Here is a 25225-nt window from a genome sequence, read left to right as displayed (position 1 = left end):
CCGGTCCCCAAGCCGACACGCAGCTCCAGCGAAGTCGGCGCGCGCCAGAGGCTACATCGCCATGTCCATGGCCGAGACCGGAGCCAGGGTTCCCATGATGGACACCAGGGCCAGCAGCCCCAGCGCGAGGAGGGTTTCCATCGCCAAGCTGCGTTTCAGCCGTGAAATGGCGGGGCCTAGATCCTCGGGATCGTCGAGGGCGCTGCCGAGGTCGGGGGTCAGATGAAAGCGGTTCGCGGCCGCCAGAACCAGCATGAGCGCGAAGAGAACCAGCTTGCCCGTCAACAGCAGACCGTAGGGCGTGCTTAGCAGGCCGGCGATACGATCTGGCCCGACCATGAACCAGCTGTTCACCAGTCCGCTCAGAACCAGGACGGCGACCGATGCGGTTCCGACGCCGGCAAATCCGTGAAGCGCTCGATGAAGGATCCTGTCGCTATCAACCGTTTTTGACCGTCGCCCGAAGGTCAGGATAAGCAGCGCCGCGAGCGCGCCGAGCCACACCGCCGCCGCCCAGCTGTGCAAAATAGCGGCCGTCAGATGCACATAGCGCCCGGCGCCTTCGGTGGCCGCGCCGTGTCCCGTCCAGGCGAAGCTGGCGCCGACGATCAGACCGGCGACGGCGACGAATCCCCACAGGCCGCGGGACGGCTTGTCTTGGATGAGCGCAAGAAGCGCGAGCAATGCGGCCAGCGTCCTGACGAGAAAGGCGGGCCCGAGGCTCGTGCCCGTGATCATGAAGCCGAGCGTCGCCGGCTTGAGACCTTCAGTCAGCGACCCTGCCATTACAGCGGTCTGGGCCACTAGCGCGGCGGCCGAGCCCATGGCGACCACGGCCGCCGCGCTGAGCAGCAAGGGTCTCGTCCAGCCGAGGAGCAGCCCGTCCGACCCGCGCAAGCCGTAGAGTAGGAACAGCGGGGTCCCGAGCAGGACGACAGCGCCGCCGTACTGCGCGAGCCGGAGCAGGATGACCAGAACGTCGAGCACGATGGGTCAGCGTACCGTGAAGGCGATGGCGCCGGTCATACGGTGGCCGTCGGCGGAGGCGGCATGCCAGTTGAGGCTGTAGGCGCCGGCCGCGAGCGGTCGCGCCGTCCGTCCCGAAACGGTCATGCCGTCATCGGAGACGGTGGTCGCGACCGGGAATTTGGCACCGGCGGCGTTCACGACCTCGAGGCCCGAGAAAGCGGGAACGACGCGTTCGCTGAAGGTGACCGTCAGCGAACGCGGCGAGGCGATGCTCGCGCTCGCCGCCGGGTTGGAGGCGACGACGCGCGCGTGGGCGGCAGCCTGCGTCGCCCCCAACAGCAGGGCGCCGACCGCGCCGACGACGGAAAGGATTTTGCGAGTGGTCATAGGGAGGCTCCGAAACCAGAGGGGTTCAATGAGTTATACGGGCGCCGGGGTTGAATCCCTCGTTCGAACTGCGGGCGGGCGCGCGCTGATCCGGAGCATTGCGTTGCGCGCGCCCGACGCCAGCCCGTCGGTCGCTTGACACGGCCGGCCGACGGGCGTGGGATGACCGCGCATGTGGAACCTCGTCCGCACCCTTCTGTTCGCCCTGGCGGTGGCCGGCTTCGTCGGCCAGTCGTCCGCGCACGCCACGCCGTTCCAGGTATTCGAAGCGACGGGCGGCATGGCGGACATGGATTGCGCCGAGATGATGGTGATGGCGGACGGGCCTTCCGGCGGCGCTACTAGCCCTTGCGACGAGATGACGCCCGACTGCATCGCCAAGATGGGCTGCGCCGCCGTCGCGGCGCCCATGCCGCCGGCGCCGACCGTTCAACGGCCTTCGGCTCCGCGGGGACTCCGGTTCGCAGCCGTCGATGTCGTGCGAGAGGGCGCAGGCCCGCTTCCACTGAAGAATCCGCCGAAACGGCTGGCGTAGACCGCTTCCGCTGATCGAAGGCCGTGAGCGCCGTTGCGCGGGCGACCGCCGATCGATCGATCCGAGCCCTTCGCCGATGTCCCGCCCTCAAGGCGGGTCAAGTGGTTTCGAGGAATTCCATGACCATTCGTTTGAGGTCGGCGATACGCGCGTCTGCGTGTCCGCCGCCCCGTGTCCGCCGGCCGCGCGTCCTAACGCGACGCGCCGAGGTTTCGGCGCCGTCCGCGCGCCGTGCTCTGATCGCAAGCTGGGCGATCCTCCCGGCTTCCATTTTGCTCGTGAGCGTCTGGACCGCGCCTTCCAAGGCCGACCCCCAGACCTTCGACGAGGCCCTGGCCCGCGCGGCGGCCGGAGCGCCCGGCCTCAGAGCCAGCGCCCTGGGGGTGGACGCCGCGCGTGCGGCGGCGCGGGCCGCCGGCCGGCTGCCGGATCCGCGTCTCACGTTCGGCCTCGACGGGTTTCCGGTGACCGGGCCGTTCACGGGCCAATTCGACCAGGACGACTTCACCATGCTCAGGATCGGCGTCGAGCAGGACGTGCCGAGCCGCGCGCGCCGTCGCGCCGAGCGAGACATCGCCGAGGCGCAGATCGGCATCGCCGGCGCCGAGGAGTCCGTCGCGCGGCGGGAGGTCCAGATCGCAACGGGACTGGCCTGGATCGACCTCTTCTACGCCGAACGCCGCCTCGCGGCCCTGGATGACGTTCTGAAAACCCTTGAGCCGCTGTGGAACACCGCGCCCGCCGGAGTCGCATCGGGCGCCTATCGGTCGGCGAACGCCCTCGGTCCGGTCCAGCTCAAGGCTAATTTGGACGATCGCCGCAGCCGGCTCGTCGCCGACTTGGAGAAGGCCCGGTCTGAGCTGGCGCGCTGGACGGGCGATAACGATCCCGAAACGGCGGGCGCGCCGCCGCAAGACGATCTCGACCTGGCCGCCTTGCGGGACGGCATCGCCCGGCTGCCGGCCGTGCGCGTCTATGGCGCCGCGGCGCGGCGCGCCGACGCCGAGGTCGATCTGGCGCGCGCAGGACGTCGCCCGGACTGGTCGTTCCAAGCCAGCTACGCCCGCCGCGATGAGCGGTTCGGCGATCTGTTCTCCGTCGGAGCGAGCGTGCGGCTGCCGATCTTTCCCGGTCGAAGGCAGGATCCCGTCATCGCCGCGCGCGCCGCTGATGCGCTGCGGGTCACCGCCGAGCGTGAGGACGCTGAGCGTCTGTTGACTGCTTCGCTGAGGAGCGCCTTGGCCGAATACGCGACCGCTCACGATCAATGGGTCCGGTCGCGCGACGTCGTTCTGCCCAACGTCCTTCAGCGTTCCGATCTCGAAACCGCGAGCTATGCGGCGGGCAGGGCGGGCATCGTTGAAGTTCTCGAAGCCTTCACCGCCGTGGCGAACGCCCGGCTCGACACGCTCGATCGCGAGGCCGCCGTGATGCGCCAGGTGGTCCAGATCAGTCTCACCTATGGGAACACCGACCGATGAACGCCCTTCGCAACAGACGCCTGGGCATCGCCATGGGCGCGCTTCTTCTGGTCGGGGTCGGCGTCGGGGCCGGCGTCGTCATCGCCCCGCGCCTGGACGGGGCCGCCGACGGGACCGCCGAGGGAGGAGGGGAGCGCGAGATCCTCTACTGGTACGATCCCATGGTTCCGAACGAACGATACCCGGGACCGGGGAAGTCGTCGATGAACATGGATACCATCCCCAAATATGCGGATGAGGGGGGAACCAACGCCACCCCGGGCGTCCGGATCGATCCGGCGCTGAGCCAGAATCTGGGGGTCCGGTATGCCACAGCCCGCCGTGGCGTTCTCGAGGGCGATCTCAGCGCCACGGCGGTGGTCGATTACAATGAACGCGACATCGCCGTGGTCCAGTCGCGGGCCGACGGCTTCGTGCAGCGAGTCTACAACCGCGCGCCGGGCGATGTCATCGCTGCGGGCGCGCCTCTGGTCGATTTGCTCATCCCGACCTGGGGCGGCGCCCAGACGGAATATCTGGCCGTACGGCGCACCGGCAACACGCCCCTGATCCAGGCGGCGCGGCAGCGACTGGTGCTGATGGGCATGTCCGAGAGCCTGATCGCCTCGGTGGAGCGCAGCGGGCGGGCGCGAAACACGATCACGATCTCAACGCCCACTGGCGGCGTGATCAAGACCCTGGGCGTGCGCGCCGGCATGAGCGTGACCCAAGGCATGACCTTGGCCGAGATCAACGGCCTGGCCACCGTCTGGGTCAATGCCGCCATCCCGGAGGCGCTGGGGAGCCGGCTAAGGGTCGGACAGTCCGTCGAGGTGGCTTTGACCGCGTTCCCGGGAGAGCGGTTCACGGGTCGTCTGACCGCCCTGTTGCCGGAACTCGTCGGCGACAGCCGCACGGTCACGGGACGGATCGAAATGGCCAATCGCGGGGGCCGTTTGCGCCCCGGCATGTTCGGCCGGATCACCTTCGGCGGCGGTTCGACGACGGCGTTGCTCGTGCCGACCGAGGCGGTGATCCGAACGGGTGAACGGGACATTGTCATGCTCGCCCGGCCGGAAGGCCGGTATCAACCGGCCGAGGTCCGTGTCGGGCGAGAAGCCGGGGGGCAAACCGAGATCCTCGCCGGTCTCAGGGAAGGCGAACGGATCGTCGCGTCGGGGCAGTTCCTGATCGATTCCGAAGCCAGCCTGTCAGGCGTAACGGCGCGGCCGATCGGCCCGACGTCCCGGCCCGCCACCGCCGCCCCAACGGGCGCATCCATGGCCGCGCCCGCCTCGCGCGGGAGGTCGAGCCAATGATCGCCGCGGTCATTCGCGCCTCGGTCAAGGGGCGCTTCCTCGTCCTTATGGCCGCCGTCGCCCTGCTCGCCGCCGGCCTGTTCGCGGTTCGCAGCACGCCGGTCGACGCCTTGCCGGACCTGTCGGACGTGCAGGTCATCATTCGCACCAGCTACCCGGGGCAGGCGCCCCAGATCGTCGAGAACCAGGTCACCTATCCTCTGGCGACCACCATGCTGTCCGTACCCGGCGCGCGAACGGTTCGAGGCTATTCCTTCTTCGGCGACAGCTTCGTCTATGTGCTGTTCGAAGATGGGACGGACCTCTACTGGGCGCGTTCCCGGGTCCTCGAATACCTCAGCCAGGTGCAGGCGCGGCTTCCCGCGACCGCCCAACCGGCACTTGGTCCGGACGCCACCGGCGTAGGCTGGGTCTATGAATACGCCCTGGTCGATCGCACAGGCCGCAACGATCTGGCGCAATTGCGAAGCCTGCAGGATTGGTTCCTCCGCTACGAGCTGAAGACCGTGCCGGGGGTCGCCGAGGTCGCCAGCCTGGGCGGCATGGTGCGGCAATACCAGGTGGTGCTCGACCCCGTCAGGCTCGCGTCCTACGGCGTCACCCATCAGGCGGTGGTGGACGCTCTCCAGCGCGCCAACGGCGAGACGGGCGGCTCGGTGCTCCAGCTCGCCGAAGCCGAATACATGATCCGCGCCAACGGCTATCTGACCGAGCTCGACGACTTCCGGGCCGTGCCGCTCCGCACGGCGGCTGGAGGCGTGCCGATCAGCCTCGGGGATGTCGCGACCATCCAGATCGGCCCGGAGATGAGACGCGGCATAGCCGAGCTCAACGGCGAAGGCGAGGTCGCGGGCGGCGTCGTCATCCTTCGATCCGGCGCAAACGCCCGCGCCACGATCGCGGCCGTGACCGAGAAACTCGAGACGCTCAAAGCCGGACTGCCCCCGGGAGTCGAAGTGGTGACGACCTACGATCGCTCGCAGCTCATCGACCGGGCGATCGACAATCTGAGCGGCAAGCTGATCGAGGAGTTCATAGTCGTCGCCCTGGTCTGCGGCCTGTTCCTCTGGCACGCCCGGTCGGCGCTGGTCGCCATCCTGACCCTGCCGCTGGGCGTCCTGGCGGCCTTCCTGATCATGAATCTTCAGGGCGTGAACGCCAACATCATGTCGCTGGGCGGCATCGCCATCGCCATCGGCGCCATGGTGGATGCGGCGGTGGTCATGATCGAGAACGCCCACAAACACATCGAACGATGGGAACACGATCACCCGGATGAAAAGCTGGCGGGCGAAGATCGCTGGAAGGTCATCACCGAGGCGGCCGTGGAGGTCGGCCCCGCGCTGTTCCTGAGCCTGCTGATCATCACCCTGTCGTTCATCCCGGTGTTCAGCCTGCAGGCCCAGGAGGGCCGGCTGTTCGCGCCCCTAGCCTTTACCAAGAGCTATGCGATGGCGGCGGCGGCGATCCTGTCCATCACTCTCGTGCCGGTTCTGATGGGCTATCTGATCCGCGGACGGATCCCGGCCGAACAGAGCAATCCGATCAATCGCTGGCTCACGCGCATCTATCGCGGGCCATTGGACTGGGTGCTGCATCATCCCAGAAAGACCTTGGTGGCAGCCTTGCTGATCTTCGCCACCACCGCCTGGCCTCTTAGCCAGCTCGGCGGCGAATTCATGCCGGCGATGGACGAGGGCGACCTGCTGTATATGCCTTCGGCCCAGCCGGGTCTCTCCCCGGCCAAGGCCGCGGAACTGCTGCAACAGACGGACCGGATGATCCGCACCGTGCCCGAAGTGGCGACCGTGTTCGGCAAGGCGGGCCGGGCGGAAACCGCCACGGATCCGGCTCCGCTGGAGATGTTCGAGACCACCATCCAGTTCAAGCCGCGCGATGAATGGCGGCCGGGCATGACCCCGGAAAAACTGATCGAAGAACTCGATCGCGCGGTTCAGGTCCCCGGACTGTCCAACGTCTGGGTCCCTCCCATCCGAAATCGCATCGACATGCTGGCGACGGGCATCAAGAGCCCCGTCGGCGTCAAGGTGTCCGGCTCTGACCTGGCCGCGATGGACCGTATCGCGGCCCAGGTGGCCGATGTCGCCAGGACCGTACCGGGCGTGACCTCCGCCTTGGCCGAACGCCTGACCGGCGGGCGTTATGTCGACATCGACATCGACCGGCGCGCGGCGGCCCGCTACGGCCTGAACATCGCCGATGTCCAATCGATCGTATCGGGCGCCGTGGGCGGCGAGACGATCGGACAGACGGTGGAGGGGCTCGCCCGCTATCCGATCAGCGTCCGTTACCCGAGAGAATTGCGCGACAGTCTGGAGCAACTGCGCGCCCTGCCGATGCTGACGCCGTCGGGCCAGCAGATCACCCTTGGCACGGTCACCAATATCCAGATCGCGGACGGCCCGCCGATGCTCAAGTCCGAGAACGGCAGGCTGACCACCTGGGTCTATGTCGACACTCGGGGGCGCGACCTCGCGTCTGTCGTCGCCGATCTGCGTCAGGCGGTCGCCAGCGAGGTGGATCTCGCGCCGGGCGTCAGCATCGCCTACTCCGGCCAGTTCGAATATCTGGAACGGGCGGCCGAGCGGCTAAAGATCGTGGTTCCGGCCACGCTCGTGATCATCTTCATCCTGCTCTATCTGACCTTCGGGCGCTTCGACGAAGCCCTCCTCATCATGGGCACCCTGCCATTCGCCCTGACCGGCGGCTTCTGGTTGCTCTATCTGATGGGCTTCGATCAGTCGGTCGCGACCGGGGTTGGCTTCATCGCCCTCGCTGGCCTGTCGGCGGAGTTCGGCGTCGTGATGCTGATCTATCTCAAACATGCGCTGAAGGATCGAGGACCTGATCCCGACCGGGAGCAGGTCGAGGAGGCCGTTCGCGAGGGCGCCCTTCTGCGGGTCCGGCCCAAGGCGATGACGGTCGCCGTGATCTTGGGCGGTCTGTTCCCGATCCTGATCGGCCACGGCGCGGGGTCGGAGATCATGACCCGGATCGCGGCGCCAGTCATTGGCGGCATGATCACCGCGCCCCTCCTGTCGATGCTCGTCATCCCAGCCGGCTATCTCCTCCTGAGACGCCGGAAATCACGTCCCACCCAAACCCCCACCCAAGGAGCTACCCTATGAAAAACCTGTTCGTGAAGTCGGCCAGGCTCGCCCTCGGCCTGAGCCTGTCAGCCGGGGCGGTCATTGCCCTGGCGGCCTGCAGTCAGCAGCCGGCGACGGAGACGGAAACCCCAGCCGCCACCGGTTCCGCCGTTGCCCCCGCGGCGCCGGCGGAGATGGACGCCATGTCGTCGGCGGCCGGAGAGGAGTCCGCGACCGCGCGCGGGGTGATTTCGGCCATCGACGCGGAGGGCGGCAAGATCACGATCGAGCACGAGCCGATCGCCAGTCTGGAATGGCCCGCGATGACCATGGGCTTCGCGGCGTCACCCGCCCTGATTGACCAGGCGAAGGTCGGCGACCGGGTCGAGTTTGATCTGGTCGTTACAGGCAGCGCGGGCGAAGTGAAGGCGATTCGGCCGCAGTAATCCCCTGCTGCCGGACTGTCGTCGCACGGGGCGGCGGCGTCCGGGTTGACGACGCGGCGGGGAACCTTTGGCTTCTCCGCCGCGTCGAGCCTTTATGGGTTCAGCAGACGGCTTCAAAGCGGCGTGAAGATGGACAGTGCCGACTGTCCGAGTTGTTTCGGTCCGAACCCGAATGGGCTTCGAGGCGGCGCTCGGCGCGGGGATGTCGTGCGAACAAGCCGAACCGTGGACTGAGGGACCGCAGCGTTGGAACTCGCCTTGGAGTACCCGAGTTCGATCTTGAAGGAGGTGGGTGACATGAGCGACATGAACGGAATGCCCTCAAGGTCGGGCGAGGCACGCCTGTCGTGCCTGCTGAGGTCCATCGATCTGACTCCTCAACGACGGGCGCCCGCGTCGGATCTTCTTGGGCGGTCCCGCCGGGGCTCGGTGGCCGCCGCCCTGCTGCTGGTGCTCCTGGTGGTCGCCGTCGTGAGCTGGCGAATCGGTCCCGCCGGCGTGGCGTCCGGGGCGCGGGAAGAGCGCCTCGAGGACGACGCCGACGAGCCCGCGCGATCCGACCGCCGCGACGAGCGAGATCGCCGCGGCCGATCCGGGGGCCGGGACCGTGACTGACCCCATCCGGCGTCGTTTCCCGCCTGTGGCGCGCCGGTGAGCCCTGACGGCGCCTGGCGCGGGGGTCTGCAGATCGGCCCGGGCTGGGCGCGGTGGCGCGGCGCGGTCGGCGACAACGCGCTTCACCGGCACCTCGCGGCGCAGGCGGTGTTCGCCGACCGGCCGATCGCCGTCGAGACTGCGGGCGGCCGCGTCCTTCGCGCCACGGCGTTTCTCGTCGATCCGCTCGTGGGCCATCGGCTCGGCGCCGCGGCGCAGGCCGAGATCCTGTTTTTCGAGCCGGGAAGTCTGGGCGTGGAGGCGCGCGCGGCGCTTCGGGCCGTGCTCGTCCGCGCGTCCAGCGCCCACGTGCTGGCGGCCGAGGGCCGTCGGCGGTTCTGGTCGGACCAGGCGGGCGGAGCCGGAGGCGAGCCGGCCGCGCCCGCGGTGTCCTGGATGGCCGGCGTCCTGACGTTCATCGACGCCGCGCTCTCGGAAGGCCCCGTGCGGCTCGATGCGGCTGCGGGCCGCGCGGGTTTGTCGGCCGACCGGTTCCGTCACGTCTTCGCCGAAGCGCAAGGCTTGTCGTTCAAGCGGTTCGTCCTCTGGCGGCGGCTGCAGCTTGCGGCGACACTGCTGGCGGGCGGGGTCGACGTGACCACCGCCGCCCATGAGGCCGGCTTCTCCGACGGCGCGCACCTCGCGCGGACGATGAAGGCGATGTTCGGGGTGCAGCCGCGGCGCCTGGTCCCCTCCGGCTGAGCAGCCGCTTCGTTCAAGCGGCGAGCCCGAATCCAGGCGATGCTCGTCGCCATGAACCAGGACAGAGACTTCGTCCCCGCGCTCGGTCGCCACGAGCTCACCGGCGCCTACGACAGGGTGCTGGCCGTCATGACCCGGGAGCGTCGCTGGCGGTGCGCCCTGCTGTCGGAAGCCGATCCGCAGCCTGGCGAGACAATCCTCGACGTCGGCTGCGGCACCGGGACCTTCGCGATCCAGCTCAAGACGGCGTCGCCGGGATCGCGCCTCATCGGCGTCGATCCCGACAAGGCGGTGCTGGAGATCGCGCGCGACAAGGCTCGCCGGGCCGGGGTCCACGTGGAATGGCGAGCCGGCTACGGGGACGCGCTGACCGCGATCCTGCCGGGCGCGGCCGCGGACAAGGTGGTCTCGAGCCTGGTGCTGCATCAATGCCCGATGCCCGTGAAGCGGGCGATCCTCGCCGCCTGCCTGGGCGCGCTTCGACCCGGCGGCCGGCTGCATATGGCCGACGCCGGCCGCCAGGCGAATCCCTTGATGCGCCTGCTCTTCCGGCAGGTTCAGATGCTGGACGGCTTCGAGCACACCGAGCCCAATGCGCTCGGCGTGCTCCCGGACCTCATGCGCGAAGCCGGCTTCGAGGCCGTGAGCGAGACGCGGCGGATTCCCACCCCGACCGGGTCGATCTCCCTCTACGCGGCCGTGCGGCCGTAGGCCGCCGTCGGGGGCGCCGCGACGCCCTCGACAGCGAGCTCCGCCTGCCCGCGATGACGGCGGGCCCGAGCTCGGGCGGCCGCGGCGCGCGACGGAGGGCGCAACTTGCCGGGCGCCGGGCCGCTCCTGTACCGGTCGACGCCAAAGGAGGCCGAGCGCATGAACTCTATTCCAACCGGGCGCAGGGGTTCGTGCGTGTGGCGGTTTGCACGCCGCGCATCGCCGTGGCCGATCCGGCGGCCAACCTCCTCGAGACCCTGAAACTGGCGCGGGAGGGACACGCCCGCGGCGCCGACCTCATGCTGTTTCCGGAGCTGGGCCTGTCCGCCTATGCGATCGACGACCTCCTGCTCCAGGACGCCCTCCTTCAGGCGGTGAACGCCGCGCTCGCCGAGCTCGTGCAGGCGAGCCGGGACCTGCAGCCGGTGCTGGTGGTGGGAGCGCCCCTCGTCCGCAACGGACGGCTCTACAATTGCGCCGTCGCCCTCGCCCGGGGCCGCGTCCTGGGGGTCGTGCCCAAGAGCTTCCTTCCGAACTATCGGGAGTATTACGAGAACCGCTGGTTCGCCCCCGGCGCCGGCGTGCGCGGCCTGGACATCGCCGTCGCCGGGCAGAGGGCGCCGTTCGGGACCGACCTGATCATCGAGGCCAGCGACGTCCCGGACTTCGTCTTCCACATGGAGCTCTGCGAGGACTTCTGGGCCGCCACCCCGCCCTCGACCCTGGCGGCGCTGGCGGGAGCCACCCTGCTCTGCAACCTGTCGGCGTCCAACATCGTGGTCGGCAAGGCCGACGAGCGCGCGCTGCTCTGCGCCTCGCAGTCGATGCGATGCCAGGCCGCCTACCTCTACGCCGCGGCCGGGCCCGGCGAGAGCACCACCGACCTGGCCTGGGACGGGCAGGCGACCATCCACGAGCTCGGCCGTCTGCTGGCCGCGACCCGCCGCTTCCCGGACGTCGCCCAGATGGCCGTGGCGGACGTGGACGTCGAACGCATGCGCCTCGAGCGGCTGCGGACGCCCACCTTCAACAACGCCGCCGCCGCCGCCGGCCACCCCGAGCACGCTTTCCGGCGGATCGCCTTCGAGCATGCGGCGGAGCACGTCGATATCGGGCTGCTGCGGCCGCACGACCGGTTTCCGTTCGTGCCGGACGATCCGGCCCGGCTGGACCAGGATTGCTATGAAGCCTTCAACATCCAGGTGCAGGGCCTCGCCAAGCGCCTCGACGCGGCGGGCGTCAGGCGCGTCGTGGTCGGCGTCTCCGGCGGCCTCGACTCCACCCACGCCCTGATGGTCGCGGCGAAGGCCTTCGACGCCCTGGGCCGTCCGCGCACGGACATCCTGGGCTTCACCATGCCCGGCTTCGCCACCAGCGAGGGCACCAAGCGCAACGCCTGGGCCCTGATGCGAAGCCTCGGGGTGACGGGCGAAGAGATCGACATCCGGCCCGCGGCGCGGACGATGCTGGAGGCGATCGGCCACCCGTTCGCCCGCGGCGAACCGGTCTACGACGTCACCTTCGAAAACGTCCAGGCCGGGCTGAGGAGCGACTTCCTGTTCCGGCTCGCCAACCAGCGCGAGGGCCTGGTGCTCGGCACAGGCAACCTGTCCGAGTCGGCGCTGGGCTGGCAGACCTACGGCGTCGGCGATCACATGAGCCACTACAACGTCAACGGCTCGGTCCCCAAGACCCTCATCCAGCACCTGATCCGCTGGGTCGCGGCCACCGGGCAGTTGGACGAGGCGGCCTCGGCGACCTTGCTTGGCGTGCTGGGCACGGAGATCTCGCCCGAGCTGGTGCCGCAGGCCGCCGCGGACGCGCTTCAGAGCACGCAGTCCAGGATCGGGCCCTACGAACTGCAGGATTTCAACCTGTTCTACCTGACGCGCTACGGCCTGCGTCCCTCCAAGGTCGCCTTCCTGGCCTGGCACGCTTGGCGGGATCTCGAGGCGGGGGCGTGGCCGGCCCACTTCCCGGCCGCCTCGCGCGCCGCCTATGATCTGCCGACGATCAAGCAATGGCTGGAGGTGTTTGTCACCCGGTTTTTCGCCCTCAGCCAGTTCAAGCGCTCCGCCATGCCGAACGGCCCCAAGGTGATTTCGGGCGGCAACCTTTCGCCGCGCGGCGACTGGCGGGCGCCCTCGGACGCGAGCGCCCGGGTCTGGCTGGACGACCTGAAGCGCAATGTCCCATAGTTCGCCCCGCACGACGCCCCGCCGGTTTTCGGGCCAGGGCGGTCTGCTCGCGTCCTGGGGGCGCCAGGCCTGACGGCGGCCCGCGACATCGTCAGCGTCGTCAACGCCCGGCGATCCGGCTAGGATCGTCGCCTCGCTCGCCAGGATGCCGTCATGCCCGCCTCTTCGCCCTCCCCCTCCCGACGCGCCCTTCTGACGGCGCTGCCGGCCCTCGCCTTCGCCGGCCCGGCCCTCGCCGCGCCGCCGAAGCGGATGACCGCCTACAAGACGCCCTGGTGCGGCTGCTGCGGCGGCTGGATCGCGCACATGCGCCAGGCCGGCTGGACCGTCGAGGTCGTCGAGCGCGAGGATCTGGCTCCGATCCGGGCGCAGCACGGCGTTCCGGACCGGCTGGCCTCGTGTCACACGGCGGTGGTCGGCGCCTACGCCATCGAAGGCCACGTCCCCGCCGGCGATGTCGATCGGCTGCTCAGCGAACGCCCCGCCGCCAGGGCCTTCAGCGCGCCCGGCATGCCGGCGGGCTCGCCGGGCATGGAGGCCGCCGGCCGCGAACCCTATACGACGGTGCTGATCCTCAACGACGGCTCGACCCGCGTGTTCGGCCGACACAACGGCACCTGACCGCCGACCCGCGGCCGGAGGGCGTCAGGCGACCGGTTCACGGCCTGTCGGGTTGGCCCGCCCCAGCCGCTTCCGCCGGGTCGTCGCCGCCATCGGCGCCTCGCGAAAAGTCAGCCTGATGCGGGTGACCGCCGTGCTGGGCGCGATACTCGGCCGGGCTGAGACCCCTGCCCGTCATATGGAGCTTCGGCGGCGTCGCGGGAGCGTCCGGATCAGTCTCGCCGCGGGTCCTCGCGGTGTCGGGGCGCTCGCCATCGACATCCGGTTGATCGCCAGTCTGTTCGCCCATGACACCCTGCGCTCCGCTCCGGCGTCGCTTGCCGTGTCGGGATGCAATCCGCGAGCGGAGGCAGGGTTGCGCGGCGCCGGATAATCCCTGACCTTCGCTGGCCAGGGGCTGACCCGGATCCCTCCCGGCGCGGCCCTTCGAGCCCGGCTCTCTCCCGTCAGGCCTGTCGACGCGGCGTCCAGCGCAGCAGGCGCATGGCGTTGGCCGTGACCAGGACCGTGGCTCCGGTGTCGGCGAGGATGGCGGGCCACAGGCCCGTCACTCCGATCACGGTGGTGACCAGGAAGACGGCCTTCAATCCCAAGGCGATGGTTATGTTTTGCCGGATATTGCCCATCACCCCGCGGGACAGGGCGATCATGTCGGGAATGTCCCTGACCCGGCCGCGCAGGACGGCGGCGTCCGCGGTCTCCAGGGCCACGTCGGTGCCGCCGCCCATGGCGATGCCGACATCCGCCTGGGCCAGGGCCGGGGCGTCGTTGATGCCGTCCCCGACCTTGGCGACCACCAGACCTTCGGCCTGGAGCGCCTTGACGATCACCAGCTTGTCCTGCGGCAGCAGTTCGGCCCGGGGCTCGATGCCCAGCCCGGCGGCGACCGCCTCCGCCGTGCGGCGATTGTCGCCCGTCAGCATGACGGTGCGGATGCCCCGCGCCTTCAGGTCGGCCAGACCCTGGACCGCATCGGGCCGCGCCTCGTCACGCATGGCGAGGAACCCGGCCACCCCGCCTGCGGCGACAAGGACGGACACCGTCTTGCCCTCGGCGTTGAGGGCGGCGATGGCTGCGTCCTGGGCTGGCGAGATCGGCGCGCGCCGGGCCGCGGCCTGCGGCGAGCCGAGGAATATGCGTTCGCCGCCGACCTCGCCTTCGACGCCCTCCCCCGCAATGGCCTGGGTGGCCGACGCCGGCGGCGCCGTGATCTCATCCGCCTCGGCTCGGGCCAGGATGGCGAGGGCCAGCGGATGGCTTGATCCCGTCTCCAGCGCGGCCGCCAGGGTCAGCAGGGCGGAGGCGTCCCGCGTCCCGGCGACGACGTCGGTGACGACGGGCTTGCCGGCGGTCAAGGTCCCCGTCTTGTCGAAGGCGATCGCGGTGATCTTGCCGAGCGTTTCCAGCACGGCCCCGCCCTTCATTAGCAGGCCGCGCCGGGCGCCCGCCGACAGGCCGGCGGCGATGGCGGCCGGCGTGGATATGACCAGGGCGCAGGGGCAGCCGATCAGCAGCACGGCGAGGCCCTTGTAGATCCATTCGCTCCACGTTCCGCCGAACAGCAGCGGCGGCGTGACCGCGACGAGGGCGGCGAACACGAGCACGCCCGGCGTGTAGATTTTCGAGAAGCGGTCGATGAACCGTTCGGTCGGAGATTTCGATTCCTGCGCCTCCTCGACGAGACGCACCATCCGGGCGATGGTGTTGTCCGAGGCCGAGGCCGTCACGCGCACCCGCAGGACGCTGCCGCCGTTGATCGTGCCGGCGAACACAGGATCGCCCACGACCTTGCGTTTGGGCACGCTCTCGCCCGTCACCGGGGCCTCGTCGAGGTCTCCCGCGCCCTCGATGATCTCGCCATCCGCGGGAACGCGGTCTCCGGGCCGGACCAGGATGACCGCGCCCACCGCCACGGTCTCGGCGGCGACTTCCGTGGTCACGCCGTCCACCTCGACGAAGGCGGTCTTGGGCACGAGGGCGGCGAGCCCCTGGATGCTCTTGCGCGCGCGTCCGGCCGCCACCCCTTCCAGCATTTCGCCGACGAGGAACAGCAGGACGACGGCGGCGGCCTCTTCCGCGGCCCCGATGAAGACGGCGCCGACGGCGGCGATGGTCATCAGCATTTCGATGGAGAAGGGCGTGCCGTGGCGCGCCGCCGAAAAGGCGCGCGACGCGATCGGAATCAACCCCACGGCCAGGGCGGCGAGGAAGGCGTATCGTTCGAGGGAGGGGAACAGCGTGCCCAGTCCATAGGCGGACAGCAGCGCCAGGCCGCAGAGCGCGGTGAGGCGCGCCTTCCCGGTCCACCACCACGGGGCGCCCCCGGCCCCGGCGGCCGCCGGAGGCGGGCCGGCCGGCGCCGCAACGGATCCGGACGTCGGCGAGGCCGCTTCCCCGCTGTAGCCCAGGTTGCGCAGTTGCTGCAGGACCGCTTCGTCAGCGAGGTCTCCGTCATGCCTGATCTTCAGCACGCCGGTCTGCACCGCCACCGACACGTCCTCGACGCCCGGCAGCCTGCGGATCGCCGTGTCGATCTTGCGGCCGCAGCTGGCGCAATCCATCCCGGTCACCCGGTATCGGCTTTCGAGGGTTTGCGCCGTCATGTCTGTTCCTTGTGATCTCTACAGGGCAAGGCTACCTCCTCCAGCGACTGTAGATGCAAGCTAAAAATGAGCGCGCCGTTCGGTTGGAGTGAAGGGCGCCGTCCGCTGAACCTGGAGGCCGGGCCCAGCCCGTTGATGACCTCGCCTTGTCCGCACGACCGGGAGACCGCGCCGCCGACGGCGGCACAGGTGGAACGCGCTTTGGGCGCAGCCGCCGCCCGCGTGGCCGCCGCTGGGGACAGGCTGACGCGCCCCCGGCGCAGGGTGCTGGAGCTCCTGCTTATCGCGGGCTCTCCGGCCAAGGCCTATGATCTCGTGGCGACGTATCACCGGGAGGCCCGCGTCGCGAAGCCTGCGACGGTCTATCGGGCGCTGCAGTTCCTCGAGACCCGAGGACTGGTTCATCGTCTTTCCACCCTCAAATCCTACGTGGCCTGCGATCCCGAGCGGCCCGGCGCGCCGGCCCTTTACCTGCTGTGCGACTGCTGCGGCTCCTGTCGCGAGGTTCCCGCGCCCGACCTGGCTGCGCTGAACGCGGCCGCGACAGCGGCGGGCTACGAGATCGAACGGATCACGCTCGAAGGCCAGGGTCTGTGTTCGGCTTGCCGCCCGCCGCGCCCCGGCGCCGCCCGGGATCCGGTCCTCCAGACGGAGCCGGAGGCGGCCGCGGGGTCCGGGCCCGCAAGCATTGAGCCGCGCCCCTGATCAAGCCCGCGGCGGGTCGATGACGGCCTGGCCCGGGCGCCCGGCCGCGGCGACGCCGGGGCCCGCGGCCAGTTCCATGGCCCGTTCGGTGGCGGCGGCCGACATTCGGGTCGCCCCCCCCCGTCGGGACGGACTAAGCCAGGTCTGGACCGGTCGGTCGAAGCCGTAGCGAAACACGGCGGCGGCCACGAACGCCCCGACCAAGCCGATCGCCCACAGGACCCAGCGAACGCCGGACGACCACGCCTCCTGTCCAAGGGCGTCGAGCAGGCCGAACCAGACGATGCGGCTCACCTCATTGGTCAGGAACATCGAGAACGACATCAGGGCGAGGTGTTCGACCAGGCGTGACGGCCGGAGCACCGGCACGGCGCCGGCGGCCCAGATGATCACGGTCATCAGGCCGAGCGACACCAGGCTGAAGGCGCCGAAGGCCTGCAGCCCCACGAGCGCGAAGGCGGCGGCGAGGCCGATCGCCCTGGCCCGGTGCGGCGCGACACAGACCCGCGAACCGTAGAAGGCCGCCGCGACTCCGAGCAGGAAGAGCGGCAGGGCGCGCAGGATGCCGTAGCGCATCGGCAGGCGGTAGATCGGATCGCCGAGCCACAGCGAGGCGGCGATATCGGCGGCGACGACGAGGAGCGTCGCGCCGATCACCATTGCGACCGGCGGCCAGCGCCACAGGGCGCGGCAGATCCAGGGCAGCAGGAGATAGCAGCCGATCAGGGCCGAGAGGGTCCAGGTCGGGGCGTTCCACCCCTGCCCGCCCGGCACGCCATAGGCCTGGACCAGTAGCACCTGCGCGGGCAGTTGCGACCAGTCGAACCAGCGCGGATTGCTGGGCGCGATCCCGGCCAGGGCGGCGCCGCCGACGAGCAGCACCAGGACGAGGCTGACCGCCAGGTGGGCCGGAATGACCCGCAGCAGGCGCTGGCGCGCATAGGCGCGCAGCGAGGCCTGTCCGGACGCGAGGCGATCACCGTAGATGCGGGCCAGGACATAGCCGGAGTCGATGATGAAGAAGTCGGTGAGCAGATAGCCGCGCTCGAAGACTGGATGCAATTGTCCGAGAGGCACAGGCGCGGCCTCGCGGAAATGGTAGAGGATGATCAGCGCCCCTACGATAAAACGCAGCGCGTCCAGCCAGCCGCCGCGCGCGATCCGGACGGGGCGAGGCGATGGCTCGGTCAGCGCGGCTTCGGGCATTCAGTCAGCCTTCCGTGGCGCAGACTTGGCGGCGGCGCTGCGGTGCTCATGTGGACGCAGGACGATCTGGTCTCGCGAAGCGTAGAGGACGGCCGTTCCCAAAACCCAAACGACGACCAAGCCTCCGACGACCATCAGTCCGGGCCTATCGCGGGGTCCAAACACAAACGAGCAGCCGATCACGCCGCCCAGAATGGCCCCGTAACCAAAATGCAGCGGCACCTTGTGTGCGCCCAGCAGCAGAAGGGCCATGCAGAAGACCAGGCCTCCTGCGAACAGGCTGACCCCGATGGCGACGAGCGTATCGAGCACGGGCCGTGGCTTCAGCGGGCGCGCCTGGAGCCGCCGCCTACCTCGTTGGCGATAGCGGCCTTCCCGCCAACGAATGCTCCGGCCGCGCACGGTGAAGCGTTTGCCGGCCATGCGTCAGGGCCTTGCGTTGGGCGCGGGCGTGTCCTCATGGCGCGCAAGAAGGATTCTCATCCGGACAATTTCGGATTCCTGGGCCGCAATGATCTCATCGGCCAGATTACGCACGTCGCGGGCTTCGCCATGCTCGACGGCGACCTTGGCCATTGCGAGCGCACCCTCGTGGTGGGCGATCATTCCGCGCAGGAAGTCGATGTCGGCGTCGCCCGTGTAGTTGATGCTCATGGCCTGGTGCATCTTCGCGCTGGCCTCGCGATAGGCGCGAGTCGATGGGCTGTCCGTGGTCTCGCCAGCGTGGCTTGCCTCGGTGTCGCTCGGGCGAGAGTCAGCCGCCGACGGCGCCGCAGGGACCTCGCGGGTTTGCCGCGAGATCATCCCGAAGGCGAAGACCGACAGGGCGAGAAAGACGGCGATGACGGAAATCCATCCGAAAGGCTTCATGACGATGTCCTCGAGAGAGCCGGCGGGGCCACGGGGGCGGCCGGGATTGCACTGGGAAGGATGGGCGCCGTTCGGTCGCGGTAGCCGAGCAGGCGCAGAGCGTTGAACACCACCAGCAGGGTCGACCCCTCGTGGAGCGCCACGGCAGGGCCGATGCCAAGGCCGAGGATCGTCGCCGGCACAAGGAAGGCGACGATTCCGAGACTGACGTAGAGATTCTGGAGAATGATGCGCCGCGTCTGTCGGCTGAGACCGACGGTGAAGGGCAGCTGCGACAGGTCGTCGGACATCAAGGCGACGTCGGCGGTCTCAAGCGCAACATCGGAGCCAGCCGCGCCCATCGCGATACCGACGGTCGCCGTGGCCATGGCCGGGGCGTCGTTCACCCCGTCGCCGACCATGGCAATCTTGCCGTCAGCGCGAAGGCGTTTGATGGCGTCGACCTTGTCCTCGGGCATGAGGTCGCCCCAAGCCTCTGTCAGGCCGACCTGTCCGGCGATCGCCTGTGCGGCCTTCTGGTGATCGCCCGAGATCATGATCATTCGCCCGATGCCGAGGGCGCGAAGAGCGGTCAGCGTCGGCCGCGCTGCTGGGCGAGGCGTATCAAGAAGCCCAATGACACCGAGATCGCGCGTGCCGCGTCGCACCACCATCAGGGTTCGCCCCTGCAGTCGCAACTGAGCGACGACAGAGGTTGTTTCGTCGCCGAGCGGCGCTACGCCGTCGACGCCGAACATCTCCGGCTTCCCTATCCAGATCGTCTCGCCGTGCAGCTGGGCGGTCACGCCCTTGCCCGTCAGGCTCTTGAGGTCGATCGCGGCCGGGATGATCGTATCGCGCAAGCGTGCGCCACCGTCGCGCGCGATGGCCTCCGCCAACGGGTGGTCGCTGAGCCGTTCGACCGCCACAGCGACCGCCAGAAGATCGCCCTCCTTCGTCCCGCGCACCGTCATGACGTCGGTGATCCGCGGCCGTCCCTCGGTCAGGGTGCCGGTCTTGTCGAAGGCGATGGCGTTGAGCGAGCCGAGGTTCTCCAACGGCGCGCCGCCCTTGATCAGGACACCGGCGCGCGCCGCACGGGCGACGCCCGAGAGGACGGCGCTCGGGGTGGCGATGGCGAGCGCGCAAGGACTCGCGGCGACCAGCACGGCCATGGCGCGATAGAAGCTGTCGCGGAACGGCTCATCGACGACGACCCAGGCGAACAGCAGGACAAAGGCGAGCGCCAGCACCACAGGCACGAAGATGCGTTCGAACCTGTCCGTGAAGCGCTGGGTCGGCGACTTCTGCGTCTCGGCCTCACTCACCATCCGAACCACCTTGGCCAGGGTGGTGTCGCTCGATGTGCGGGTCGTCTCAATCTCGATGGCGCCTGAGCCATTGATGGTGCCCGCGAAGACGAGAGACGGCGATCCGACCTGGGCCGGTCTCGCCCGCGCCGCCTCGGGATCCGCGACGGGCTGCTTGTCGACAGGCATGCTTTCGCCGGTCACGGGGGCTTGGTTGATGCTTGTGGTGCCGACCACGACAAAGCCATCAGCGGGCAGTCGTTCGTTTGGACGCACCACCACGGTGTCGCCGACGACCAAATCTTCGACAGGCAATTCGACGACCTGCCCGTCGCGTCGCACATGGGCTGTCCGGGGGGCAAGCTCGGCCAGGGCCTCGATCGCGCGTTTGGCGCGGCCCATGGCGTAGTGTTCGAGCGCGTGGCCGATGCTGAACAGAAACAGCAGGAGAGCGCCTTCGGCCCAGGCCCCGAGCGCCGCCGCACCTGCGGCTGCGACGAGCATCAAGGTATCGATCTCGAAGCGCTTCTGGCGGAGGTTCTCGAACGCTTCTCGCACCGTAAAAAAGCCGCCGAAGATGTAGGCGATCAGGAAGAGGGCGAGGGGAATCCAAGCGGGAAGGCCCGTTGCGAGTTTCTCGAGGGCGAATCCAAGGCCCAGAGCAAGGCCACTTGTCAGGGCGAAGATCAGCTCCGTATTGGAGCCTAGAACGCCACCGTGATCGTGCTCCTCGGACTTGGTGTGGAGATGGTCCGGCAGTGTTGTGCTGGTCATAAATAGGGTCCCGTTGCGGGTTGGGAATCGCGGCTGCTTGCGGCGACCGCCGCGATCGAGGGGGCGGGATAGCGACACGGGCGAAGGCGCGCCGGGCCAGCGGGTTCCAGCGCGATCCGCTCGCAGGTGGTCATCCCGGTTCTCCCGACCTCAGGGCACGGGCACGACGGCATTAAAGCCCCCGAGCCGCTGGAGCTGCTCAATCGCTTCGAAAAGCGGAAGCGCTAGGAGAAAGACGAAGCCGTCGCGCACCGTGCGGACGAAGAATACCGGCCGGATCATGATTTCCGCCTCGTCGCGCCATAGGGAGAGCTTGGGCAGGAACCGAGGGGTGCGCTCACGGTAAGCTTGGTAGTCGTGTCCAAAGGCGTCGGAGAGGAAGCGTTCTTCGCGGCCGACCACGATGCGAAACACCACCCAGCAGGCTAATCCGAAGACCAAACCGACGCTAAGGCTGCCGGACTGGGCGCCGATGCCAAACGCGCCGATGAAGCTGAAGACGTACAGCGGATTGCGGCTGACCGAATACGGTCCTGCGGATATGATCTCCTGTTTCTTGCGGCCACCGATGTAAAGGGAACACCAAGCCCGACCGATGATGCAAACCATGATGGCGATCAGGCCCAGATGCTCGACAGGATGTTCGAGCAAGGGCCAGGATGTGACGAGCGCCGCGCAGACGACAAGAAGCAGGCCCCCGACGAGAATGCCCGCCTTGCGCCATCGTTGAACGGATTGGATATCGACCGCTGATCGACAGGCGTCATCAGGGGGCGAGGAGCCGGACAAAGCGGGGCTTGCGGGCTTGGAGACGCTGTCGGAGGGCTCGAGCGGCATCATTGCCCCTCCCCCTCAGCCGGACGATCCTTAGCCGCATCGCGCAGGATATCCACGCCGCCCTTCAACGCGATGGCGGCCACGAGGACGCCGACGACGAGGTCCGGCCACGCCTGGCCGAGCCAGAGCACCAGGGCCCCGGCGACGAGGATTCCCCCGTTGGAGGCGAAGTCGTTAAAGCTGAACGTCTCGGCAGCCTTCATGTTGACGTCGCCGCTGTGCTGACGGCGGATCAACTGCAGGCAGATCAGGTTGATGATCGCTGCGACGACCGAGAGTCCCATCATGGTCGGGCCGATCGGTTCGGTCCCGATGAGGAATCGACGACCCGCGTCCAGAAGGACGCCAGCGCCGAAGATAAGGAGCATGACGCCCGAGAGGCGCGCCGCCCCCCGCTTCCACGAACCAGGCCGACCGATCGCGAGAAAGCTGATCAGATAGACAGCAGCGTCCGAGGCGTTGTCCACTGCATTGGCCAGCAGAGCGCTGGAATCGGCGGACAAGCCGCCGATCCCGAGCGCTAATGCCAGGCCCGCGTTGAGCGCGAGAACCGTCAGCAACGTGCGTCGCTGCTGACGGTCATCCTGAGTGCGAGCAATCAATCCTCAACCCCCTCGTCCTTGCGATGACGCACCGCCTTGGCCGCGAAGGTCGGCAGGACCAGCAGGGTCAGGGCCGTCGCGGTCAGAAGGCCGCCGATGACGACCGTCGCCAGAGGCTTCTGAACCTCGGCCCCCGCGCCGTGGGCGAGCGCCATCGGGATGAAGCCGACAATGGCGACCAAGGCTGTCGTCAACACCGCACGCAATCGGCTGGACGCCCCTTCGATCGCCGCGTCCCGGGGCGCGAGCCCCGCCTGCAATCGCTCGCGAATGGCCTGCATCAAAACAAGTCCGTTCAGGGTCGCCACACCCGAGACGGCGATGAAGCCAACGGCCGCAGACACCGAGAACGGCATCCCTCGCATGAGAAGCGCCAAGGCGCCGCCGATCAAGGCCAAGGGCACGCAGGCGAAGACCAGCCCAGCCTCGGAGAACGACCCCAGAGCCATAAACAGCAGCACACCGATCAGGACGAAGACGATCGGAATAACCAGGCCCAGCCGTTGTTCGGCCCGTTTGAGGTTCTCGAACTGACCGCCCCAGGTCAGGCGGACGCCCGGCGGGAGCTGGATTTGGTCCACCTTGGTTTGTGCGTCGGTGACGAAGCCGCCCAGATCCCGGCCGCGAACGTTGGCCTGGACCACCATCCGTCGGCTACCGTCGTTGCGGCTGATCTGGTTCGGCCCCTCGGCGCTTTGGATACGGGCTACCGAAGACAGCGGCACGGTTACGCCTGTCGAAGAGACGATCGGCAGGGCCGCGAGCGCCGCCGGATCGTTGCGCGCATCGTCCGGAAGACGGACGACGACGTCGAAGCGACGGTCGCCCTCGAAAATCCGGCCGGCCTCCGCGCCGCCGATGGCGGCCGAGACCGCTTCAGAAACGTCGGCTGCGGACAGGCCGTAGCTGGCCGCCGCGAACCGATCGACGCTGACCGTGAGCGTCGGCAAGCCCGACGCTTGTTCGACGCGAACGTCGGCGGAGCCGGTGGTCTGCCGCAGTACGCCGGCCACCTCATCAGCGACCCGCTGCATGGTGTCGAAGTCATCGCCGTAGACCATGACCGCGAGGTCGGTCCGGACCCCGGAAATGAGTTCGTTGAAGCGGAGCTCGATGGGTTGGCTGAACTCGAAATTATTCCCGATCTGTTGGTTGGCGAGCTCTTCGAACCGCTCGAGCAAGGCTTCCTTCTCGAGACCTGAATCCGGCCAGTCCTTGCGGTCCTTCAGAACGATGACGCTGTCCGAAATGTTGGGCGGCATCGGGTCGACGGCAGCCTCGGCGGTGCCGGTCCTGGAGAACATGGTCTCGACTTCCGGCTGGGCGGTGATGACCCGTTCCAACGCCATCTGCATGGCGAGGGACTGTTCCAGCGACGCCGAGGGAACACGCAGCGCCTGCATGGCGATGTCGCCCTCGTCCAGAGTGGGGATGAACTCCCGTCCCAGGGACGAGAAGGCCAGACCACCGACAACAACCGCGCCGAGTGCCGAGATCAGCACGATCTTAGGACGATCGACGGCGGCGCGGATGGCCGGCTGGATCCAACGCCGCGCGTGGCGGAGCAGGAAGGTCTCATGTTCGTGGGCTTGGCCGTGTTCGTCGGTCTCGACCTTCTTGGGGTCCCGCACCAGCAGGGCCGTCATGGCCGGAACGAAGGTGAAGGAGAAGATGAAGGCGCCGACGAGCGCCAGCATGACCGTTGCGCCCATGGGGACGAACGTCTTGCCCTCGACGCCCTCGAGCATCAGCAAGGGGGTGAAGACGAGCAGGATAATCAGCTGACCGAAGGCGGCTGGCTTGACCATCTTGCGAGCTGCGGCCACGGCGACATCAAGGCGTTCCCGACGGGTCAGAGCCCGTCCCAGATCGATCCGCCGCTGCGACAGCATCAACAAGGTGCTTTCAACGACGATGACCGCCCCATCGACCAGAAGGCCGAAGTCCAGCGCGCCCAAGCTCATCAGGTTTCCACTGATGCCAAACCTATTCATGCCGATGACGGCGAACAGGAAGCTGATCGGGATCATCAAGGCCGTGATGCTGGCCGCACGAATGTTTCCGAGCAGCAGGAACAGCACGACGATGACCAGAAGGGCGCCCTCGGTGAGGTTGCGGGCCACGGTCGAGATGGTCGAGTTGACCAGGGCGCTACGGTCAAGGACCGTCACCGCCTCGATCCCTGCGGGCAGAGTCTTGCGAACCTCATCGAGTCGCTCCCCGGCCGCCTGGGCCACGGTGCGGCTGTTGCCGCCCGCGATCATCAGCGCCGTTCCGAGCACGGCCTCGTGGCCGTCACGGCTGGCGCCGCCCAGGCGCGGAGCCTGGCCGATCTCGACCGTGGCGACATCGGCGACCCGCACGATCAGGCCGTTCCGGTTGACGACCGGCGCCTGAGCCAGATCTTCCACGGTGGAGGCCAAGGCGTCGGTGCGGACCGTCAGAGCTTCGCCAGCGCGCTGGATATAGCCTGCGCCGGCCTGAGTGTTGGCGCGATCGAGGGCCTGGATAAGGTCGCCCATGCCCAGGCCGTAGGCGGAAAGGCGCGCCGCGTCCGGACGGACCGCATACTCCTTCACATAGCCGCCGACGGTGTCGACGCCGGCGAGACCGGGGGCGGTCCGCATTTGCGGCGCGACGATCCAGTCCTGCACGGTGCGCAGATAGGTGGCGCGCTGCTGCGGGGTCGAAAGCAGATCGCCTTCGGGCGTCAGATAGGCTCCGCCCGCCTGCCAGCCCGGCTCGCCAGGCTTGGCGAGGTTCTGACTGTTGAATGGCTTGTAGTCGATCGTCCACATCAGCACTTCACCGAGGCCCGTGGTGATCGGGGCCATGGTCGGCTCCACCCCGTCAGGCATGGCCTCCCGGGCGCCCGCGAGCCGTTCGGCGACCTGCTGGCGCGCAAAATAGATGTCGGTCTGGTCGGTAAAGATGACCGTGACCTGGCTGAAGCCGTTTCGGCTGAGGGATCGGGTCGTGGTCAGGCCGGGAATGCCGGCCATGGCGGTTTCAATCGGGTAGGTGACCTGTCGTTCGATCTGTTCAGGCGCGAGCGCCGGAGCGACCGTGGTCACCTGGACCTGGCGATTGGTGATATCCGGCACGGCGTCGATGGGAAGCCGTGTCAGCTCGAGGAGTCCGTAGGCCGCGACAAGCGCCGTGGCGAGAACCACGAACCATCGGAATTTGACCGAGAGTTCGATGATGAATTTGAACATGCGGTGCGC

Annotated in this window: 21 protein-coding genes and 1 pseudogene; 12 read left to right on the top strand and 10 right to left on the bottom strand. The window is 68.6% G+C overall.

Annotation, left to right across the window (positions count from 1 at the left end):
- Window positions 1-51: 51 nt before the first annotated feature.
- Both copD and copC read right to left on the bottom strand, forming a co-directional pair.
- The gene (copD, locus tag DI624_RS09700) at window positions 52-987 is read right to left on the bottom strand and encodes a copper homeostasis membrane protein CopD (protein WP_291537729.1); all 936 of its coding nucleotides are present in this window, start codon (window positions 985-987) and stop codon (window positions 52-54) included.
- Between the two features lie 6 nt (window positions 988-993).
- The gene (gene copC / locus DI624_RS09695; RefSeq protein WP_088582513.1) at window positions 994-1356 is read right to left on the bottom strand and encodes a copper homeostasis periplasmic binding protein CopC; all 363 of its coding nucleotides are present in this window, start codon (window positions 1354-1356) and stop codon (window positions 994-996) included.
- 172 nt (window positions 1357-1528) lie between these two features.
- On the opposite strand from copC, the gene DI624_RS09690 reads away from it, so the two are divergent.
- The 11 genes and pseudogenes from DI624_RS09690 (at window position 1529) to DI624_RS09640 (ending at window position 13485) form a co-directional block, all read left to right on the top strand.
- Window positions 1529-1891, top strand: a complete 363-nt coding sequence (locus DI624_RS09690) for a hypothetical protein (RefSeq protein ID WP_088582514.1) — start codon at window positions 1529-1531, stop codon at window positions 1889-1891.
- 278 nt (window positions 1892-2169) lie between these two features.
- Entirely contained in the window at window positions 2170-3372 is a 1203-nt protein-coding gene (locus tag DI624_RS09685) for a TolC family protein (RefSeq protein WP_291537825.1), read from the top strand.
- On the top strand, window positions 3369-4670 hold the full coding sequence (locus DI624_RS09680; protein WP_291537719.1) for an efflux RND transporter periplasmic adaptor subunit: 1302 nt from the start codon (window positions 3369-3371) through the stop codon (window positions 4668-4670). Before DI624_RS09685 ends, DI624_RS09680 begins: the two co-directional genes overlap by 4 nt.
- A complete protein-coding gene (locus tag DI624_RS09675) occupies window positions 4667-7819 on the top strand; it encodes an efflux RND transporter permease subunit (protein WP_112863184.1) in 3153 nt (1050 codons plus the stop codon). Before DI624_RS09680 ends, DI624_RS09675 begins: the two co-directional genes overlap by 4 nt.
- On the top strand, window positions 7816-8226 hold the full coding sequence (locus DI624_RS09670) for a copper-binding protein (RefSeq protein ID WP_035307582.1): 411 nt from the start codon (window positions 7816-7818) through the stop codon (window positions 8224-8226). Before DI624_RS09675 ends, DI624_RS09670 begins: the two co-directional genes overlap by 4 nt.
- Window positions 8227-8523: 297 nt before the next feature.
- Window positions 8524-8841 carry a hypothetical protein gene (locus tag DI624_RS09665; RefSeq protein ID WP_135194148.1) on the top strand — a complete coding sequence of 106 codons (318 nt, stop codon included), beginning with the start codon at window positions 8524-8526 and terminating at the stop codon, window positions 8839-8841.
- A gap of 36 nt (window positions 8842-8877) precedes the next feature.
- Entirely contained in the window at window positions 8878-9582 is a 705-nt protein-coding gene (locus DI624_RS09660) for an AraC family transcriptional regulator (protein ID WP_052004914.1), read from the top strand.
- A gap of 39 nt (window positions 9583-9621) precedes the next feature.
- Window positions 9622-10293: a class I SAM-dependent methyltransferase gene (locus DI624_RS09655; RefSeq protein WP_230307678.1), complete on the top strand. Its 672-nt coding sequence runs from the start codon at window positions 9622-9624 to the stop codon at window positions 10291-10293.
- Between the two features lie 167 nt (window positions 10294-10460).
- Window positions 10461-12491 (top strand): annotated as a pseudogene (locus DI624_RS09650) (NAD(+) synthase); the annotation flags it as partial.
- A 153-nt stretch (window positions 12492-12644) separates the two neighbouring features.
- The gene (locus DI624_RS09645) at window positions 12645-13112 is read left to right on the top strand and encodes a DUF411 domain-containing protein (RefSeq protein WP_291537708.1); all 468 of its coding nucleotides are present in this window, start codon (window positions 12645-12647) and stop codon (window positions 13110-13112) included.
- A 52-nt stretch (window positions 13113-13164) separates the two neighbouring features.
- Window positions 13165-13485 (top strand): hypothetical protein, encoded by a 321-nt coding sequence (locus DI624_RS09640; RefSeq protein WP_035307574.1) that lies wholly within the window; start codon window positions 13165-13167, stop codon window positions 13483-13485.
- Between the two features lie 73 nt (window positions 13486-13558).
- Here DI624_RS09640 and DI624_RS09635 read toward each other — a convergent pair whose 3' ends face one another.
- Window positions 13559-15715, bottom strand: coding sequence for a heavy metal translocating P-type ATPase (locus DI624_RS09635; protein ID WP_183197508.1), 2157 nt, complete (start codon window positions 15713-15715; stop codon window positions 13559-13561).
- 66 nt (window positions 15716-15781) lie between these two features.
- On the opposite strand from DI624_RS09635, the gene DI624_RS09630 reads away from it, so the two are divergent.
- Window positions 15782-16420: a Fur family transcriptional regulator gene (locus DI624_RS09630; protein ID WP_240612159.1), complete on the top strand. Its 639-nt coding sequence runs from the start codon at window positions 15782-15784 to the stop codon at window positions 16418-16420.
- Here DI624_RS09630 and DI624_RS09625 read toward each other — a convergent pair whose 3' ends face one another.
- The 7 genes from DI624_RS09625 to DI624_RS09595 form a co-directional block, all read right to left on the bottom strand.
- Entirely contained in the window at window positions 16421-17626 is a 1206-nt protein-coding gene (locus DI624_RS09625) for an acyltransferase (RefSeq protein ID WP_183197507.1), read from the bottom strand.
- Window positions 17627-18049, bottom strand: coding sequence for a hypothetical protein (locus DI624_RS09620; protein ID WP_112863181.1), 423 nt, complete (start codon window positions 18047-18049; stop codon window positions 17627-17629). It abuts the gene before it with no gap.
- Window positions 18050-18052: 3 nt separating this feature from the next.
- On the bottom strand, window positions 18053-18496 hold the full coding sequence (locus tag DI624_RS09615; RefSeq protein ID WP_291537693.1) for a DUF305 domain-containing protein: 444 nt from the start codon (window positions 18494-18496) through the stop codon (window positions 18053-18055).
- Window positions 18493-20559 carry a heavy metal translocating P-type ATPase gene (locus DI624_RS09610; protein ID WP_088582519.1) on the bottom strand — a complete coding sequence of 689 codons (2067 nt, stop codon included), beginning with the start codon at window positions 20557-20559 and terminating at the stop codon, window positions 18493-18495. The genes DI624_RS09615 and DI624_RS09610 overlap by 4 nt, the downstream gene beginning before the upstream one ends.
- A gap of 150 nt (window positions 20560-20709) precedes the next feature.
- Complete coding sequence (locus DI624_RS09605) at window positions 20710-21399, bottom strand: isoprenylcysteine carboxylmethyltransferase family protein (RefSeq protein ID WP_008264189.1); 690 nt, start codon at window positions 21397-21399, stop codon at window positions 20710-20712.
- Window positions 21396-21998, bottom strand: a complete 603-nt coding sequence (locus DI624_RS09600) for a cation transporter (protein WP_040349350.1) — start codon at window positions 21996-21998, stop codon at window positions 21396-21398. Before DI624_RS09600 ends, DI624_RS09605 begins: the two co-directional genes overlap by 4 nt.
- The gene (locus DI624_RS09595) at window positions 21995-25216 is read right to left on the bottom strand and encodes a CusA/CzcA family heavy metal efflux RND transporter (RefSeq protein WP_112863180.1); all 3222 of its coding nucleotides are present in this window, start codon (window positions 25214-25216) and stop codon (window positions 21995-21997) included. The genes DI624_RS09600 and DI624_RS09595 overlap by 4 nt, the downstream gene beginning before the upstream one ends.
- Between the last annotated feature and the right edge of the window lie 9 nt (window positions 25217-25225).

The organism is Brevundimonas sp. (assembly GCF_003248455.1).
Classification (GTDB): Bacteria; Pseudomonadota; Alphaproteobacteria; order Caulobacterales; family Caulobacteraceae; genus Brevundimonas.
Note: the sequence above shows the minus strand (reverse complement) of the source record. Positions and strands in the feature narration are given on the sequence as shown.